At 52.8% G+C, this 16,158-nt stretch carries 20 protein-coding genes; 5 read left to right on the forward strand and 15 right to left on the reverse strand.

What is annotated here, in order from left to right; all coding sequences use genetic code 11:
• Nucleotides 1–41: 41 nt before the first annotated feature.
• From KNP85_RS05985 to KNP85_RS06000, 4 genes are all read right to left on the reverse strand, one after another.
• On the reverse strand, nt 42–440 hold the full coding sequence (locus tag KNP85_RS05985) for a cytidine deaminase (RefSeq protein WP_021066236.1): 399 nt from the start codon (nt 438–440) through the stop codon (nt 42–44).
• A 133-nt stretch (nt 441–573) separates the two neighbouring features.
• Nucleotides 574–900 carry a cyclophilin-like fold protein gene (locus KNP85_RS05990; protein WP_214802147.1) on the reverse strand — a complete coding sequence of 109 codons (327 nt, stop codon included), beginning with the start codon at nt 898–900 and terminating at the stop codon, nt 574–576.
• 101 nt (nt 901–1,001) lie between these two features.
• Nucleotides 1,002–1,562, reverse strand: coding sequence for a sugar O-acetyltransferase (locus tag KNP85_RS05995; protein WP_198922689.1), 561 nt, complete (start codon nt 1,560–1,562; stop codon nt 1,002–1,004).
• Nucleotides 1,562–2,293: an SDR family oxidoreductase gene (locus KNP85_RS06000; RefSeq protein ID WP_021066233.1), complete on the reverse strand. Its 732-nt coding sequence runs from the start codon at nt 2,291–2,293 to the stop codon at nt 1,562–1,564. The genes KNP85_RS05995 and KNP85_RS06000 overlap by 1 nt, the downstream gene beginning before the upstream one ends.
• A 104-nt stretch (nt 2,294–2,397) precedes the next feature.
• Between KNP85_RS06000 and KNP85_RS06005 the strand changes: the two genes are divergently transcribed.
• Nucleotides 2,398–3,276, forward strand: coding sequence for a LysR family transcriptional regulator (locus KNP85_RS06005; RefSeq protein WP_214802150.1), 879 nt, complete (start codon nt 2,398–2,400; stop codon nt 3,274–3,276).
• Here KNP85_RS06005 and KNP85_RS06010 read toward each other — a convergent pair.
• Nucleotides 3,273–3,842, reverse strand: a complete 570-nt coding sequence (locus KNP85_RS06010) for a TetR/AcrR family transcriptional regulator (protein ID WP_214802152.1) — start codon at nt 3,840–3,842, stop codon at nt 3,273–3,275. The two genes, KNP85_RS06005 and KNP85_RS06010, sit on opposite strands and share 4 nt — an antisense overlap.
• A gap of 141 nt (nt 3,843–3,983) precedes the next feature.
• On the opposite strand from KNP85_RS06010, the gene KNP85_RS06015 reads away from it, so the two are divergent.
• Nucleotides 3,984–4,733 carry an SDR family oxidoreductase gene (locus KNP85_RS06015; RefSeq protein WP_058764679.1) on the forward strand — a complete coding sequence of 250 codons (750 nt, stop codon included), beginning with the start codon at nt 3,984–3,986 and terminating at the stop codon, nt 4,731–4,733.
• A 47-nt stretch (nt 4,734–4,780) separates the two neighbouring features.
• Here KNP85_RS06015 and KNP85_RS06020 read toward each other — a convergent pair whose 3' ends face one another.
• The 5 genes from KNP85_RS06020 to KNP85_RS06040 all read right to left on the reverse strand — a co-directional run bounded on the left by KNP85_RS06020 (nt 4,781) and on the right by KNP85_RS06040 (nt 9,261).
• Nucleotides 4,781–5,812 carry a FecCD family ABC transporter permease gene (locus KNP85_RS06020; protein ID WP_029594756.1) on the reverse strand — a complete coding sequence of 344 codons (1,032 nt, stop codon included), beginning with the start codon at nt 5,810–5,812 and terminating at the stop codon, nt 4,781–4,783.
• Nucleotides 5,809–6,822: a FecCD family ABC transporter permease gene (locus KNP85_RS06025; RefSeq protein WP_470295451.1), complete on the reverse strand. Its 1,014-nt coding sequence runs from the start codon at nt 6,820–6,822 to the stop codon at nt 5,809–5,811. Before KNP85_RS06025 ends, KNP85_RS06020 begins: the two co-directional genes overlap by 4 nt.
• A 10-nt stretch (nt 6,823–6,832) precedes the next feature.
• Nucleotides 6,833–7,870 carry an iron-siderophore ABC transporter substrate-binding protein gene (locus KNP85_RS06030; RefSeq protein ID WP_131471379.1) on the reverse strand — a complete coding sequence of 346 codons (1,038 nt, stop codon included), beginning with the start codon at nt 7,868–7,870 and terminating at the stop codon, nt 6,833–6,835.
• A 167-nt stretch (nt 7,871–8,037) separates the two neighbouring features.
• Nucleotides 8,038–8,529 carry a hypothetical protein gene (locus tag KNP85_RS06035; protein WP_214714391.1) on the reverse strand — a complete coding sequence of 164 codons (492 nt, stop codon included), beginning with the start codon at nt 8,527–8,529 and terminating at the stop codon, nt 8,038–8,040.
• A gap of 111 nt (nt 8,530–8,640) precedes the next feature.
• Entirely contained in the window at nt 8,641–9,261 is a 621-nt protein-coding gene (locus KNP85_RS06040; RefSeq protein WP_251136255.1) for an FMN-binding negative transcriptional regulator, read from the reverse strand.
• 79 nt (nt 9,262–9,340) lie between these two features.
• Between KNP85_RS06040 and KNP85_RS06045 the strand changes: the two genes are divergently transcribed.
• On the forward strand, nt 9,341–10,027 hold the full coding sequence (locus KNP85_RS06045) for a haloacid dehalogenase type II (protein ID WP_214802155.1): 687 nt from the start codon (nt 9,341–9,343) through the stop codon (nt 10,025–10,027).
• On the opposite strand, the gene paiA is transcribed toward KNP85_RS06045, so the two are convergent.
• Together paiA and KNP85_RS06055 are read right to left on the reverse strand one after the other, a co-directional pair.
• Nucleotides 10,002–10,523 (reverse strand): spermidine/spermine N(1)-acetyltransferase, encoded by a 522-nt coding sequence (gene paiA / locus KNP85_RS06050; protein WP_214802428.1) that lies wholly within the window; start codon nt 10,521–10,523, stop codon nt 10,002–10,004. The two genes, KNP85_RS06045 and paiA, sit on opposite strands and share 26 nt — an antisense overlap.
• Before the next feature lie 8 nt (nt 10,524–10,531).
• Complete coding sequence (locus KNP85_RS06055; RefSeq protein ID WP_214714399.1) at nt 10,532–10,984, reverse strand: MarR family winged helix-turn-helix transcriptional regulator; 453 nt, start codon at nt 10,982–10,984, stop codon at nt 10,532–10,534.
• A gap of 142 nt (nt 10,985–11,126) precedes the next feature.
• Here KNP85_RS06055 and KNP85_RS06060 point away from each other — a divergent pair, with 142 nt between their 5' ends.
• Together KNP85_RS06060 and KNP85_RS06065 are read left to right on the forward strand one after the other, a co-directional pair.
• Nucleotides 11,127–11,483, forward strand: coding sequence for a DUF2200 domain-containing protein (locus tag KNP85_RS06060; protein ID WP_214802158.1), 357 nt, complete (start codon nt 11,127–11,129; stop codon nt 11,481–11,483).
• On the forward strand, nt 11,483–11,905 hold the full coding sequence (locus KNP85_RS06065; RefSeq protein WP_214802161.1) for a DUF1801 domain-containing protein: 423 nt from the start codon (nt 11,483–11,485) through the stop codon (nt 11,903–11,905). The genes KNP85_RS06060 and KNP85_RS06065 overlap by 1 nt, the downstream gene beginning before the upstream one ends.
• Nucleotides 11,906–11,961: 56 nt before the next feature.
• Here KNP85_RS06065 and KNP85_RS06070 read toward each other — a convergent pair whose 3' ends face one another.
• From KNP85_RS06070 to KNP85_RS06080, 3 genes are all read right to left on the reverse strand, one after another.
• Entirely contained in the window at nt 11,962–12,624 is a 663-nt protein-coding gene (locus tag KNP85_RS06070) for an ABC transporter ATP-binding protein (protein ID WP_034779127.1), read from the reverse strand.
• A complete protein-coding gene (locus KNP85_RS06075; protein WP_214802164.1) occupies nt 12,621–13,841 on the reverse strand; it encodes an ABC transporter permease in 1,221 nt (406 codons plus the stop codon). Before KNP85_RS06075 ends, KNP85_RS06070 begins: the two co-directional genes overlap by 4 nt.
• Before the next feature lie 578 nt (nt 13,842–14,419).
• Nucleotides 14,420–16,129, reverse strand: coding sequence for a methyl-accepting chemotaxis protein (locus tag KNP85_RS06080; RefSeq protein WP_214802167.1), 1,710 nt, complete (start codon nt 16,127–16,129; stop codon nt 14,420–14,422).
• Nucleotides 16,130–16,158: the final 29 nt, after the last annotated feature.

Genomic DNA, 16,158 nt, shown 5'->3' on the forward strand with positions numbered 1-16,158 from the left:
CAAAAAATGTCCCCGCATCGATGGATGTGGGGACATTTCTGTTACATCTCGAGTTCTGTGAACGCAAGCGGGACGAGCTCTTCAAGCGTCACTTCTTTCACGTCGGCGTTGCCGTTCGTGAGCAGCACTTTGAAGTCCGGGTCGCCGAACTCGACGAGCACTTGGCGGCAGATACTGCATGGCGGCAAGAAGTCGACCGTGTCGCCTGACACCGCGACGGCTTCGAAGTCACCTTTTTTATAGCCTTGCGCGACCGCTGTGAAGATGGCCGTGCGCTCGGCACAGTTCGTCGCACCGAATGAGACGTTCTCGACGTTGACACCGTCGATGACCGTACCGTCCTTCATGAGAAGCGCTGCTCCGACGCGGAAGTTCGAATACGGCGAGTAGGCGTTCTCTTTCACTTGGCGGGCACGCTCGACTAATTGTTGTTGGTTCATGGGATCATGGTCCTCTCTGACTCGAAATGAACTGATGCCAGTTCCCGGCCTCTCTTTTTTGGGCAGGATTTTTAGCATACACCTCAAGCGATAGAGAAGTCAATGAAATTTTGAAAGCGGTCACACTGTTGTGTCAGTTTTGAAACGTCAGCTCGACCGTCCCGCTCCCGAGTAGCGGTGCAAGCGTGGAGAAGTCCTCGACCCGACCGATGCGCGTATACGCATAGCTCGTCTCGACGTCTTCATAAAACAAGACGAGACAGTCATCTCCATACAGCATGACATCCCCAGCCCGAATCGAGCTGACACGTTCCGGGTTCGTCGGGAACGGTTCGTCGAAATAGAAATACTTCTCGTTCTGATGCAAGTCCTGCATCGACAACGTGAGTGGCAGACGGGCTTGGAGCGCTTCGGCTGTCGGGTTGGTTTCGAAACGTATTGAGACGTTTAGTTCTTCCACTTGTGACGTCACTCCTTCCTGATTCTCCGGCTTCCTCACCGTGTCGTCCCCACACCCAGCGAGAAACAACATGGAAGCGACTAATCCGAGCCGGATGACGTTCATGACGTCTGAACGATACGGGCCGGTGTCCCGGCGACCGTCACATTGTCCGGGACGTCTTTTGTCACCGTCGCGTCAGCTGCGACGATGGCGTTCTCGCCGATGGTGACACCCGGCAAAATCGTCGCCCCGGCCCCAATCCAGGCGTTCCGTTTCACGCGAATCGGCTTCGTGATCAAGCCGCGCCGTTCGGTCGGGTCGGTCGGATGATTGACCGTCAGTAACTTGGCGAACGGGCCGATCAAGACGTGGTCCTCGATGTCGATGCCGCCGAGATCGGTGAACATGACGCCACGGTTGATGAAGATGTCTGTCCCGAGCGTGATGTGTTTCCCGAAATCGGTATAGAACGGCGGTAGCACCGTGACCGAGTCCGCGACGTCTTGCCCGAGCAACTCCGAGAGCGTCCGCTGGAACTCGTCTTTCGGCAAGTACTGATAATTCAGGCGCATGAGCGTCGGCTCGATGGCTCGTTGAATGTGATGAATCTCTTCAAAGACGGCTTCGCCCGCAGCGATCGTTCGACCGGACACGCGTTCTCTCAATCCGCTACCCATCATCACACCTGTTGTTTCGTCGGACGGATGATGAGGTTGCTGACAGAGACCCGGTCCGGTGTGTCGATGGCGTAGACGACCGCTTCAGCCACGTCCTCGCTCGTCAATCCCCACTCGGTTTGCGCCTCATGGAGCGCCTGGGCGGCTTGTTTGTCACTGATCGTGTTGTACAGCTCGGTCTGGACGGCTCCCGGTGAGATGATCGTCGATTTGACGTTGTTCTCCCGCTGTTCTTGGCGCAAGCCTTCCATGATGGCGCGGACCGCGAACTTCGTCCCGCAGTAGACGGCCGACTCCGGATAGACAACGTGGCCGGCCACCGAATCCGTCGCGATGATATGACCCGACTGTTGACGTTCCATGATTGGAAGCACGGCGGCAATCCCGTTCAACACCCCGGTCACGTTCACATCGAGCATGGCCTGCCACTCGTCACGGCGCCCGTCGACAAGTGGCGCGGTCGGCATGATCCCGGCGTTGTTGAACAAGACATCGACATGCCCGAACGTGTCGAGTGCAGTCTTCACCACCGCCTCGACAGCTGCGTAGTCCGTGACATCGGCTTGCTGGATGACGATGTCAGCCTCGGGATGCTTCGCTTGGATGGCTTCCAACCGGTCGAGACGACGGGCGGCGAGCACGAGTTTCGCGCCCCGTTCGGCCAATAGATGGGCCGTCGCTTCGCCGATCCCGCTCGACGCCCCCATGATGATGACAACTTTGTTGATGGTCATAATCCATTCCTCCTTTGAATGACTCTAGTATAGGAACGGACAAGCGTCATGTCTAATGCTACTATTTGATTAAGAACCATAACGAAAACGCATGGAGGGATGACATGGAGCTACAACAACTACGGTACTTCCTCGCCGTCGCGAGCGAAAAGAACATCACGCGCGCGGCCGAACATTTACGACTGTCGCAACCCGCACTGTCCCGGCAAATCCATCAACTCGAGGACAGTCTCGGCGGACCGTTGTTCGAGCGGAGCCAAGGCGGCGTCACGCTGACGGAACGACGCTACTATTTGGCCGAACACGCCAAAGAGATGGTCCGTCTGGCCGATAAGATCTCGATCAACTTGAACACGGCGACACCCGTCAGCGGAGAACTGTACATCGGCGGTGGCGAGACGGAGACGCTCACCTCGGTCGTCGAGACGTTCCGACAGATGAAACAGCTTCATCCCGACGTCAAGTTACGTCTGTATAGCGGCAACGGAGACGACGTCATCGACAAGTTGGACCGAGGCATCCTCGACTTCGGGGTCGTCATCGAACCAATCAATCTGGCCACGTACGCCTCCCGCGAGCTCCCTCATGTCGACCGTTGGGGCATCTTGACGCGCCGTGACAGTCCAGTCGGACAAAAGAATGCCATCGAGACCGGGAATCTTCTCGACTTACCGCTCATCTTGTCAGAGCAATCGCTCGTCGACCGGCATTTGTCGGCCCGGCTCGGCATCGATTTGACTGAAACGGACGTCGTAGCGACGTATAACCTGCTCTATAACGCCTCGCTCCTCGTCCGGGAAGGCATCGGCCACGCGCTCTGTCTTGACGGGATCATCAACACGCAAGGGACCGAGTTGGTGTTCGTTCCGCTCTATCCCCCGCTCACGTCTTCCGTCCATTTGATCTGGAAGAGCGGGAGTCGTCTGTCAAACGTCGCCTCAACATTTTTAGAGCTGTTCGATGAACGGGAAACGGCCACCTAAATACGGCGGCCGGAATCGAGGCGCAATATGTGCGCCAACTGCTCGTTCATCTCGTCCGGGGTGGCCGCGAAGTCGTGTTCGGCCCAATGGATGATCATCCCGACGATGGCGTTCGCTTGATACGAACAGAACAACTCATGGTCAATCTCATCTTGCTTGTGCGCCGCCGTGTCGCGGAGGAGCAACTTGCGCACTTCGTCGAACAACATGTAATAGTACGCGAGCGGCACGTTTTTCGAAAAGACGATGCGATAGAAGTCGACGTACGTCTGGACGTGGTGAAAGATGCGGATCGTCGACGGTTCGAGTTCACGCGGATTGAGCAGCTTCACATGTCGATACGGCTCCTCATACGACTTGGCGAGGTCGGCGGTGATTTCTTGGAAATACTCCTCGAATACGTCCTCGACCCGTGCGTAATGCAAATAAAACGTGCCCCGATTGACATTTGCCACACGACAAAGTTCCGAAATCGTCACTTGTTCGAGCGAACGATTCCTCAATAATTCGACGAGCGCCTCATGAAGCGCTCGTTTTGTTTTGATGACACGCAAGTCCGGCTTCATAGTTTGCACATTCCTCTCAACAGTTATGGCTGGAAGTGTTGATTACTCAACAGAACGTCTCTTTTTTGATGATTGTAAGCGCTTTCTAACATTCATTATAATAGTTATTGAACACATGTTCAATTAAAGGAGGAGACAGTCATGCGGTTATCGGGGAAAGTGGCGATTGTCACAGGTGCAGCATCAGGAATGGGGAAAGCAATCGCGGAGCTTTACGCGAAAGAAGGAGCTCGCGTCGTCGTCTCGGATATGAATCTCGATGGGGCACAGGCCGTCGTCGAGGGGATTTCGGGCGAAGCGTTCGCCATCCAGACGGACGTCACGTCTGAAGAGGCGTTGCAGCAGTTGTTCGATGAGACGGTGAAGACGTTCGGTCAAGTCGACATCCTCGTCAACAACGCCGGCATCATGGACGGGATGGAACCGGTCGGTGAGATCTCGAACGAGCGCTGGGAGAAAATCTTTGCTGTCAACACGGTGTCGGTCATGAAATCGATGCGGATTGCCGTCGACTTGTTCACGAAGCAAGGTCACGGCGTCATCGTCAACAATATCTCGGCCGGCGGCTTGTACGGCGCTCGGGCCGGCGCGGCCTATACGGCGTCAAAACACGCCGTCGTCGGATTGACGAAGAACACGGCGTTCATGTATGCCGACCAAAACATCCGTTGTAACGGAATCGCACCGGGCGCGGTCGCGACGAACATCGGCTCGACGATGACGAACATGAGTCAGGCCGGGTTCGGTCGCCAGCAACTTGGGATGGCCATCAACCCACGCATCGGACAACCAGAAGAGATTGCTCAGCTCGCCCTCTTCCTCGGCTCGGACGAATCGAGTTTCATCAATGGTCAAGTCGTCGCCATCGACGGCGGTTGGACCGCCTACTAAACCAAAAAATGAGCCACATCCAAACGCGGGATGTGGCTCATTTCTCGTTATAGCTCCCCTCTCCGGTTCATCCGGATTAAGAGATAAATCAAATACGGCGCTCCGACCATGCCGGTGATGACACCGACCGGGTAGCGGGCCGTGAAGGCGAACTGACCGATGAGATCGGCTGCGAGTACCAAGATGACCCCGACGAGTGCCGCCGGAATGATTGTCGAACGCCCGTCCCCGACGAGCCGCTTCGCAATCGGTCCCGCCAGGAACGCGACGAACGCGATCGGTCCGGTCGTCGCCGTCGCGAGCGCGAGCATGAGCACCGAGGCGACGATGAGCAGGACGCGCGTCTGGTTCGTCTTGACACCGAGCGACGTCGCCGTCATCTCCCCGAGCTCTAAAATCTGGAGCTGTCGGCTGAGTCGGAGGATGACCGGGAGGCAGAGCGCGACCGCGATCATGAGCGGCGGGAGCGTCTCCATCTTCACCCCGTTCAAGCTACCGCTCAACCAGCGCATCGCCGTCCCGACATCGTTTTGGCGGCTGATTAGCAACAGATAGTTGATGACCGCTGTCAGCATCGCCTGAATCCCGATGCCGACTAAGACGAGCCGGCCAATCGAGAAGGCGGCGCCTTTCGACAAGAAGTAGATGGCGAGGACGGTCAACAGCCCGCCGATAATCGAGATGATGGAGACGAACGTATCGCTCGCCTGTAAGACGACGATGCCGAACACGGCCGCCGCACTCGACCCGGTCGTGATGCCGATGACGTTCGGGTTGGCGAGCGGGTTACGGAGCATCGTTTGGAACACCGTGCCGGCGATTCCGAACGCGAGTCCGGCGAAGACGCCGGCGAGCATGCGCGGCAGACGGATCGTGCCGACGGCGAACGAGGCGCCCGGTACTTGTTCCCCGAACAAGACACGGATGACGTCCGCGACTGGATAAATCGTGTTGCCGAGCATGAGCATCGTCGCGCTCAACGTAAGGGCCAGCGCGAACAAGACGAGCGTCACGAAGACGGTCCGTTGCCGGCGCTTGCGACTGTTATGGATGATGGGTTGAATCGATTGGTTCGTCATACGCCACGCACCTTCACTTTCATCGTCAAGGCGATCAAAATCGGGGCCCCGACGAACGCCGTGACAATCCCGACTTCGAGTTCCCCGGGACTGCCGAGCAAGCGCCCTGCCACGTCAGCGAACGTCAATAAAATCGCGCCGGTGAGTGCCGACATCGGGATGATATAGCGTTCATCCGCTCCGATGACCAAGCGGACGAGGTGCGGCGCCAAGAGACCGATAAAGCCGATTGGTCCAGCCAGTGCCGTCGCCGCCCCGCACAAGATCACACCGGCGAACGAGGCAATCAATTTCAACGTGCCGATGCGGACACCAAGACCTGTGGCGAGCTCTTCCCCGAGCGCCAAGATGTTGAGGGACGGTGCCGCCAAGATGGCGATAATGATACCGCCGATAAAGAATGGCAGGAACGTCATAATCGAATCCATTGTCCCGGCCCCGACGCTACCGACTTGCCAGAACCGGAACTGGTCCATGACGTTCGAGCGCGGAATCATGATGGCCATGACGAGTGACGACAAGGCCGCACTCGTCGCCGCGCCGGCCAAGACGAGTTTGAGTGGCGTCGAACCGCCCCGACCGAGCGACCCAATGCCGAACACGAACGCCGCCGTCAAGAGCGCCCCGGCGAGCGCGAACCAGATATAGTCGCTCGCGGTCGAGATGTTGAAGAAGGCAATCCCGACGACGACGAACAGCGCCGCTCCTGTGTTGACTCCGAGAATGCTCGGGTCGGCGATCGGGTTGCGCGTCACCGACTGCATCAATGCGCCCGAGACACCGAGTGCTGCCCCGCACATGAAACTGAACACCGTCCGAACGACCCGCTGCCGGACGATATCCGCTTCATACGACTGAACAGCCGGACGGAATAAACCGTCAAGCAGTTCATCCCATCCGACTGTCCGTGAGCCGAAAGCAAGCGAAGCGAGCATACAGACGACGAGCAGGACGAGCGACCCTACGAGGAGGAGCCCGAACCGTTTCGGCGTGTGTAACTTCTTCGGCATATTCATTTGATTACTCGACTTTCGCGAGTGCTTCTGACACGAGTTTCACATAGTCGTCAATCGTATATTCGATTGAGAGTGGTGATGGTGTCCCAGCAGCCGCGAGCGGCGTGTTATCTTCGATCATGACGACCGAACCGCGTTTGATGGCCGGCACTTTGCTGTAGAGCGGGTCAGCTTGAAGTGCTTTCAACGTCTCTTCGTTCCCGTAGGCGACGAAGATGTCGACGTCGTTCAAGATGTCAGCGTTCTCTGAGCTGAGCTCGAGGTAGAAGCTGTTCTCATCTTTGATTTGGCTTGTGATGTTCTCAGGGTACTCCATGCCGAGCTCTTCGATGAAGGCACCGCGTGGGTCACCCGTCGTGTAGATGTAGAACTTCGACAGGTCGTCTGGGCTGAGCGCGACGAATGCCGCTTTCTTCCCTTTCATCTCCGGTACTTCAGCTGCCTTGTCGGCGATGAGTTTCTCTGTGTCTTCAATCAACTGTTTGCCTTCTTCTTCCATGCCCATGGCCATTGAGTCGTAACGAACCGTGTCCTGCCATGATGACACCCAAGGCGTCTCTTGGTATGCGACGACCGGTGCGATTTCTGTCAACGTGTCGTAATCTTCTTGCGTGATGCCTGAGTAGGCGGCAAGAATGACGTCCGGCTGTGAATCAGCGATCGCTTCGAAGTCGAGACCGTCCGTATCTTGATAGATGTTCGGGTTTTCTTCACCGAGATCTTTCAACTTGTCAGCCGTCCACGGCAACATGCCGCTGCCGTCTTGGACTCCGTAGTTCGCAGCCGAGAAACCGACTGGTACGACATCAAGCGCGAGCGCGACGTCTTGGTTCGACCAACCGACCGTTGCGACGCGTTCCGGCTTCTTGTCGATGACCGTCTCGCCTAACGCGTGTTTGATGGTAATCGGATAGCCTTCTGCCGTTTCGGCAGACTCATCTGTCGTGGCTGCATCTTCATTGTTCGCGCCGCATCCTGCGAGCACGAGCACGAAGGCAGACATGATGATGAACATATGTAGCAATTTCTTGTAGCTGTTCATGTCCTAGTCCCCTTTTTCTGTATGACAACGTTTTACGCCGACATTGATAATCATTATCAGTTATGAGTATAGGATGAATCGAGTAGCGCTGTCAATCTGAACTTCAAGATATCTTTCGGAAAATAGAAACAGCCCGCCTTTCTCAACTGGTGAGACGCGGGCTTTCGTCATAACGTTTGATTGGCCAAGTTGATCAGTTGTTGGACCGGTAAGCGGGTCTCGTTGTCGAGTTCGACGGAGTTGCCATCGATATAATAGATGATTCGAGCAGTGAAGCCGTTTTTGTTAATCCACCATAAACCTTGTGACGTCGATTCCGCTTCATCATAGAAGGCAGAGGTCCCGTCCGCAAGTACGTATTGGTCTCCGTATGACGAAATATCCTCTATGTCATCAGGTTCCTCGACGACTTTATCGACAATATAACGTAGCTCTTGTGACGTCTCTTCGTTTACATAATGAAACACGAAACTATGAAGATCATGCGGCACTTGGATGTCGACTTCTGTGTAACGCCGAGTGATTTCAAACGGAAACACAATCGGTTCTTCAAACGTGTGTTCAATCGGTGGGTTTGGTGGGTCAGGCCAATCCGTCGTTAATTCAAACAACGCTAAAATGACAATCAGCCAACCTAGTAACCTTATCAATCGTTTCATGTTCATCTGTCTCCGCTCGCTTCATCATTGAATTTGATTCCACGATTGATGATACGCCTCAACACTTCCCTTGGGTAGATGAGAATCGAACGTCCGGTCAATGAATCGAAATTATCGTTGCTTACGCATCACATCCGCCATCGGACACCCTTCCCTCTCGAGCTCAGAGACGATACGATTATAGTCCGCTTCGTTCCGGTTCTGGCTCAGCTTGAACGCCGCCTGCATGTCTTCGATGTCGATGCGGAACCCGACGACGCCATATTTCTGCCGTTGCACCGGCTCGGACAGTTCCTCCCAGACGACGGCGTGCTCCCGGTCCCCTTCATGGTCTTGAAGCAGTCCGGCCAAGTCTTCCTCAAGTTGGTCCGCATTTAAAATGGTGGCCTGTCCGTATGCATGGACGGCCTGATAGTTCCACGTCGATACGTCCTCATGTCCGTACCACGACGCCGACACATAGGCTTCCGGGCCTTGGAAGATCAAGAGCACGGTCTGGTCTTCAATCGTTTGCCACTGTGGATTGTTTTTGGCGATGTGTGTCGTGAACCAGACACGGCCGTCTTCCTCATGGAAACGGAGCGGCACATGTGTCGCAATCGGCTTCTGTCCGTCATGCGTGACGACGGTGCCGAACGGATGGGCCTTTAGAAAGGCGTGAACTTCTTGCGGGTCATTCACAGCGTATAGTTTCGGAACGTACATCGTCTTCCTCCTGTCTTGTTCGTTCATCAACCGACTGGCCCTCCTGTATAATTCACGACAACTAGGGTAAAGAGTAGATGACGCTAAATGATTGAGGAGGGATATGATGAAACCACATGTTAAAGCATTCGTATTCGATGTCTACGGGACCTTGTTCGATGTCCATTCCGTCAAGGCGGCGTGTGACGAACAGTTCCCCGGAAAAGGTGACCAAATCAGCCAGACGTGGCGGACGAAACAGCTCGACTACTTCTTCACCCGCCACATCATGGGCCGTTACGCGGACTTTTCTGTCGTCACGCGCGACGCCTTACGGTATGCCTTAGAGACGGCCGACGTGACGTGGACGACCGAGACGGAGGATGCGTTGATTGCCACCTATGCCGACCTGTCGCCATATGAAGAGGTCGCGGATGTCTTACATCAACTGCATCATAAACAGACCATCGTCCTCTCGAACGGGACGGACGCGATGCTTGAGGCGCTCATCCATAACGCCGGGTTCACCGACCTGTTCGATGAACTCGTCAGCATCGACGGCATCAAACAAGCCAAGCCGTCACCGGCCGCCTACATGCACTGGTTCAAGAACAGCGGATTGAAGCGGGACGAGGTGCTGTTTATGTCCTCGAACGGTTGGGACATTGCCGGTGCGAAGAACTTCGGATTCCATACCGCTTGGATCAACCGCGACAGCAAACCGGTCGATATGCCCGACCTGGCTCCTGAAGCCGTCTACGAGGACTTGTCAGGCATACTGGAATGGGTCACGGACGAAGCGGCTTGGCCATAATCAAATCGACTTGAGCGTCGTCACCCATATAAAACGTATGCGCCCCGGTCTGGACGAAGCCGTGCTTTCGGTAAAAGGCGAGTGCCTTATGGTTATGTTCCCACACACCGAGCCAGATTTCACGTTTGTTCAGTTCGCCTGCGCATGTGATGGCCTGGTCATACAACGCCTTCCCGACGCCGCTACCTTGGAACTTCCGTCGCACATAAATCCGTTCGAGTTCGAACGCCTCTTCGCCCATGGCCTCGGTCTGGGCGTTGTTGGCGTTCACTTTTAGATAACCGGCGACTTCCCCGTCAAGTATGGCGAAAAAGAACTGTGAGTCCGGATTCGAAAGCTCTTTTTTAAGTTGCGCTACGTTGTACGCCCGCTCGAGATACGCGGCCAAATGCGCCGGGTCATTCTCCGCTTCGAACGTTTCCGTGAACGTCTCGATGCTGATGGTGCGAAGTGCGTCAACGTCTTCGATTGTACAAGCTTTGATGGTGATCATGATTGTTCCCCCTAGTAGTCTCGTTTCTTCCCTTTTTTCACGGCATCCCAGTCCCCTTCGATATTGTGACGGACCCGCTTCAACAGCCGAAGCAGCTGCTCGGCTTCCTGGTCGCTCAGCCCGGCGAGCGCGACGTTAGTCGAATGCTCATGCTCGCGGATGATGACCGGATACAGCGCCTTGCCCCGTTCAGTCGGGACGAGCCGCTTGATTTTCTTGTTGTGCGGGTCGTCCTGCTTCGTGATCAACCCGTTCGTCTCCAACTTTTGAACCGCCCGCGCCGCCGTCGTCCGATCGACTTTGATCAATTCGGCGAGCTTCTCTTGAATGATGCCCGGCTCCTCACAAATCCGGACCAAATATAAATATTGCCCTTTCGTCAGCTCGAGCTCTTTGAACTCGATATTGCTGATTGAGTCGAGGGAACGGGCAATCATCCCGATTTCACGCAACTGGTCTCTCATACAATCCTCCTGATTGTTGTATTTACAATACGTTACGTTCAGTATAATCTATTTAGTTGCATTTGCAACAAAAAATATTCTCGGTACGTCTTTCGAATGTGTGAGAAAATGAAGGTATCATTCCACGAAACGAGGGGATTTCATGGCACACCGTATTTACACGACGAGCTTTGCGAGCGTCTATCCGCTTTACGTCGCGAAAGCCGAACGGAAAGGCCGGACGAAAGACGAAGTCGATACGATTATTCGCTGGTTGACCGGTTATGACGAGTCTGGGCTCGAGCGCCAACTCGCTGCCGAGGTCGATTTTGACACGTTCTTCGCCACCGCACCCAAGATGAACGAAGACCGCGCCTTGATCAAAGGCGTCGTCTGCGGCGTCCGCGTCGAGAATGTCGAGGAGCCGCTCATGCGCGAAATCCGTTACTTGGACAAACTCGTCGACGAACTGGCCAAAGGCAAGGCGATGGCGAAGATTTTACGAGGAGGCGACGTCTGATGGACTATACGACACTCGTCGACGACAAGCGGCTCGACACTTTCATCCGTTTAATTGACGTCATCGATGCGAACTTACCGGCCGGGTTCGAGAAGACGACCGACGGGAACGGCATCCATTATGTCGTCCCGCTCTCGACGTATCCGTCCGGGTATCACGTCACGCCGGGCACCCCGCTCCCGTTCTTGAGCGTCATTGCCCAGAAGAACCATGTCGCCGTGTATCATATGGGCGTCTATAGCGACCCGGAACTGCTCCGCTGGTTCGAGGAGTCATACGCCGCCCAAGTGCCGACGAAATTGAACATGGGCAAGAGCTGTATCCGCTTCGGCAACGTCAAACATATCCCGTACGAGTTGATTGGCGAGCTCGTCTCGAAGATGACGCCGGAGCAATGGATTACGGCTTACGAAACACGCTAAACAGGCAGGTCGAATTGTTTCGACCTGCCTTTCATCATGCATGGAACATATCTCATTCATTCATTCATTTCGAGCGTGATAATCCGATCATGACGATTAGCCACATCTAAATCATGCGTCACGGTGATAATAGTCGTATTAAATTCATTGTTCATTTCAAACAATAGATCGATGATTTTTTCTTTGTTTTTTGAATCTAATGACGCCGTCGGTTCATCTGATAAGATGATTTGGGGATTCATCATGATCGCTCTCGCAAAAACAGCTCTAGACCGTTGGCCACCCGAACACTCATGCGGTTTCTTTTTCAAAATCGACTCAATCCCAATCTTCTGAACAATTCGTTCAAAGTGTTCTTGAGCGTTTCGGTCTTTTTCGATGTTGGCATACATGAGAGGTAACTTGATATTATCCTCGATGGTTAACGAATGAATAAGCGCGGAATCTTGAAGCACAAACCCAATCTTTTGATTGCGCCACTCTGCCAGTTTGTTTCGTGACAACTCATTAACCACTGAACCAAACAGCTCGTAGCTTCCTTCGTATTGTGTATCGAGCAATCCGAGAATATTAAGCAACGACGTTTTTCCGACCCCAGACTCCCCGATGATCGAAACTTTTTCCCCAGTTTGAACTTCCAACTCAAAATCATTCAAGATTGAAAAACCTTTCTGTTTGAACGTTTTGTTCTGGATTTCTAACTTCATGATACGATTCATTCTAAAACCCCCACCGAGATTGGAATCTTTTTTATTTTCCGTAATGTCAGTTCCACAATCGTTAACCCAATCATCAGATTGATTAAAAGAACTACCAGTAAAGCAAACCAATCCATACTGATTAAACCAAATAGCCCGTACGTGGCAAAAATGGCATCTTTTCTAATCCAATAGCCGTATCGATTGAACGCGATAATCACAAATAGCATGGCTAGATTCAATGTAAACAACATTCCGAAGTAACTATAAAAAATCGTTCTCAGTTTGGAATAACTTAATCCGACCAATAAGTTGAGTGTAAAATCTTTAATCATCAACCGAACACTCGTCAAACTGGTCCACGTTGCTAGACTAACAAGGATGACAAGCAGAACGAAGGTGATGGCACAGATGATTTTTATCGAGTTCGCATAATACGTCTCAAAGTAATCAAAGTTTTCTTGTTGACTAAAAAAGTTAAGTTTCAGACCTATATTTTCTTGTACGTATTCGTTCAATTCCGCAGCTTCCTCTTTTGTCGAATCGAGTAGCACCAGATCCATCAACCCGTTCACATGAAGGTCAATGTTCGCTCGTTGAATAAATTGTTCGTTCACGGGGACGAGAATCGCAAAGTTAAAATAGTTCTTTGAATTGGGCGCATAGAAATTCGACCGGTGCGTATTCTTCTCCAAAACTCCTTGAACGTTTAAATTGACCGCTTGTTGGGTGACCGGATCTGTCATTTTAATCGTTGAACCGACAGGATATGTCGAGGCCAGACCGGCCCCTATTAAAACCGGGATTTGGTCGGTGTCCAATTGATAATCGAATTTCAAATGGTTCCCTTGCGGTAAATTTAATTGGTTGATTTGATACGCCTTTTCATTGATATAACTGACAGACACTTCCATGTTCTGTTCGTTAGGTAATGAAGTGGCAAACCCATCGGCTTGAAAAGCGTATGTATAGTTGTCGTTTAAATAGTCATATAGCTTTTGTGTAGCTTCGACATCGATTCCATCAAACTTCGCTTCCTGATCTGGGTCTAGGTTCGCAATGAAATTGCCTTCTTGATTAAACACATCGATATCTTGATAACCTTGAAACGTTGAAATAATGGAACGCGCGGCAATAAAAGAAAGAGAGTTCGCGAGAAACAGCAAGGCGACCGTACTCAGCACCAAAATCCATCGCTTCAAAAATATTTTAGTGATAAAAAAGTGTAAGATTTTCATTCGTTCGTCACCTGCCCCGCACTCACTAGTATGTATATAGTAAAAATAAAGACTAAGTAGAGATTGCTCGTTACAATCACATTTAAATAAAAGCCGAATAAAAGCGACGCTACAAAGCTAATCATCAATATCGTTAAACTATTTAAAATGTATCGTTTGATTATCCCTTCCCGTGTATCACCTACAAGGATGCGGCAGGATATTTCTGTCTTCTTTCGATTTAGAAATTGATAATGGAACACAATCATCATAAATGTAAGGGAAATACTTATAATCAGTCGATAGTCTACAATACTGTCTATAAAGGCCTCTAAAAGAGATGCAATTTCTACGTTCGAAGTTTGCACATAAACCAATGCCAAATTTGAAGCAAAGCACATGAGATAGATGGCAAACGCCTCTAGCGCGTCACTCAATCTAAATAACGAATATTTCATAAGCCACCCCTTACCATAGAGAATGAACACGAGCCAATTTTACATAATTTATATTTAAAAGGGAACGGAAGGAAATAATGTGCTAGCTCAATTTACGACATACGCAAAAACAGACAGGTCGATTGTCGACCTGCCTGTTCGTTACACGTTAAATCGTTTTGTCATTTGACGCATCTCGTCTGCCATGTTCGACAGCTCTTGGGCCGAAGCCGTGATTTCTTCCATCGACGCCATCTGTTCTTCCGTCGCCGCCGAGGTGTTCTCGGTGTCGGTCGCCGTCGTCTCCGTAATGCCTTGAATCTCGTTCACTGATCGTAAAATCTCGGTCGCTCCGGCCGCCATCTCTTGGACAGAGCCTGACACTTCCTCGACTTTTTGACCGACTTCTTCGATCGCCCGCTTGATGTCCTCGAACGCGACGCCCGCCTGTTGGACGTTCGTGACGCTGTGACCCATCTCGCTCTCGACGACGTGCATTGTCTGGACGGCTTGTTTCGTCTCCGTCTGCGTATCTCCAATCAAACCAGAGATTCGTTTCGTCGCGATCGCCGACTCTTCAGCAAGTTTGCGGACTTCTGAGGCAACGACGGCGAATCCGCGTCCTTGGTCGCCAGCCCGGGCCGCTTCGATGGCCGCGTTTAAGGCGAGCAAGTTCGTCTGTTCGGCGATGCCAGAAATCGTACCGGTGATGCTACCGATTTCTTGGGAGCGGACGTCGAGTTGACCGATGACCGTCTGCAACGCCTTCACTTTCTCGTTCATCGCCTCGAGTTGGGACTCGAGCGTCTCAATCAACTCGTTGCCGGTCCCGACTTTCTGAAGTGCCCCGTCCGACAACTCGGTCATGTGTTGAGCGCTATTCGAGACGTGATGAATCCCATTCGTCAGTTCGGTGAGCGTGCTGCTCGATTCTTTCACCCGCGTCAATTGACGAAGCGAGCCCGACGCGATTTCTTCCATCGTGACGGCGACCATCTCTGTCGCTTTCGTCGTCTCTTCGACGTTCGATTTCAAATCGTCCGATGACGTCGCGACGCGCCCGGCTGTCGCCGTGACGTTGCCGATCAAGTCGCGAAGACTATCTTTCATCTCGTTAAATGAGTTGGCGAGCGAACCGATCTCGTCACGCGATGTGTACGTGCTGTCGACCGTCAAGTCACCGGCTCCAGCACGGCTCATCAGCCCATTCAATTCACGGATTGGGCGGACAATGAGGCGCGTGATGTAGACGCCGAGCCCGATTGAGACGAGTGCCCCGATGGCGACAAGCGCCCAGAACAACGTGACCGATTCCGTCCGCTCGTTCTGCATCGTCGTGCTTGCTGTCTCGGCTTCTTGATTGATGCCGTCCATGACGACCGTTGCCGTCTCGACGAGGTCTTGACGGATTGGACGCAAGTCACTCAAATAGACGCGATATGCTGCGGTGTTCTCGCCGCGCAACGCCGGTTGGAGCACGAGTTCAGTCCCTTCGAGGTAGGCTGCAATCTCGGCATTCAGGTCCTCGACTCGTCCTTGCATCTCGGCATCTGTTGAGGCGAACGTCTCGTTGAACAGCTTTAGGTTCGTCCCGATACTGTCGCGACGTTCTGTGATACTTGCCTGTAACTCTCCATTCCGACTCGAATCGGTCGTTAACATCATCTCAAGCAAATACCCGTCCAAGGCACGGTTATCCGTCCGGATTTGACCAAGGGCACGAATCGGCAATAACCGATCTTCATAAATCGATTCTCCCGCATCGGCCATGCGTCCCATGAAGACGTGGCTGAGTGCCGCGACGAGAACGAGTGTCGCGATGAATACGCTGATCAATACTGTCAGTTTTTTAGACATCTTCAAATTTTTCACGATGATCCCTCCCTACCTGATTTATCGTA

This window comes from Exiguobacterium sp. s194, assembly GCF_018618275.1.
Taxonomy (GTDB): Bacteria; Bacillota; Bacilli; order Exiguobacteriales; family Exiguobacteriaceae; genus Exiguobacterium; species Exiguobacterium chiriqhucha.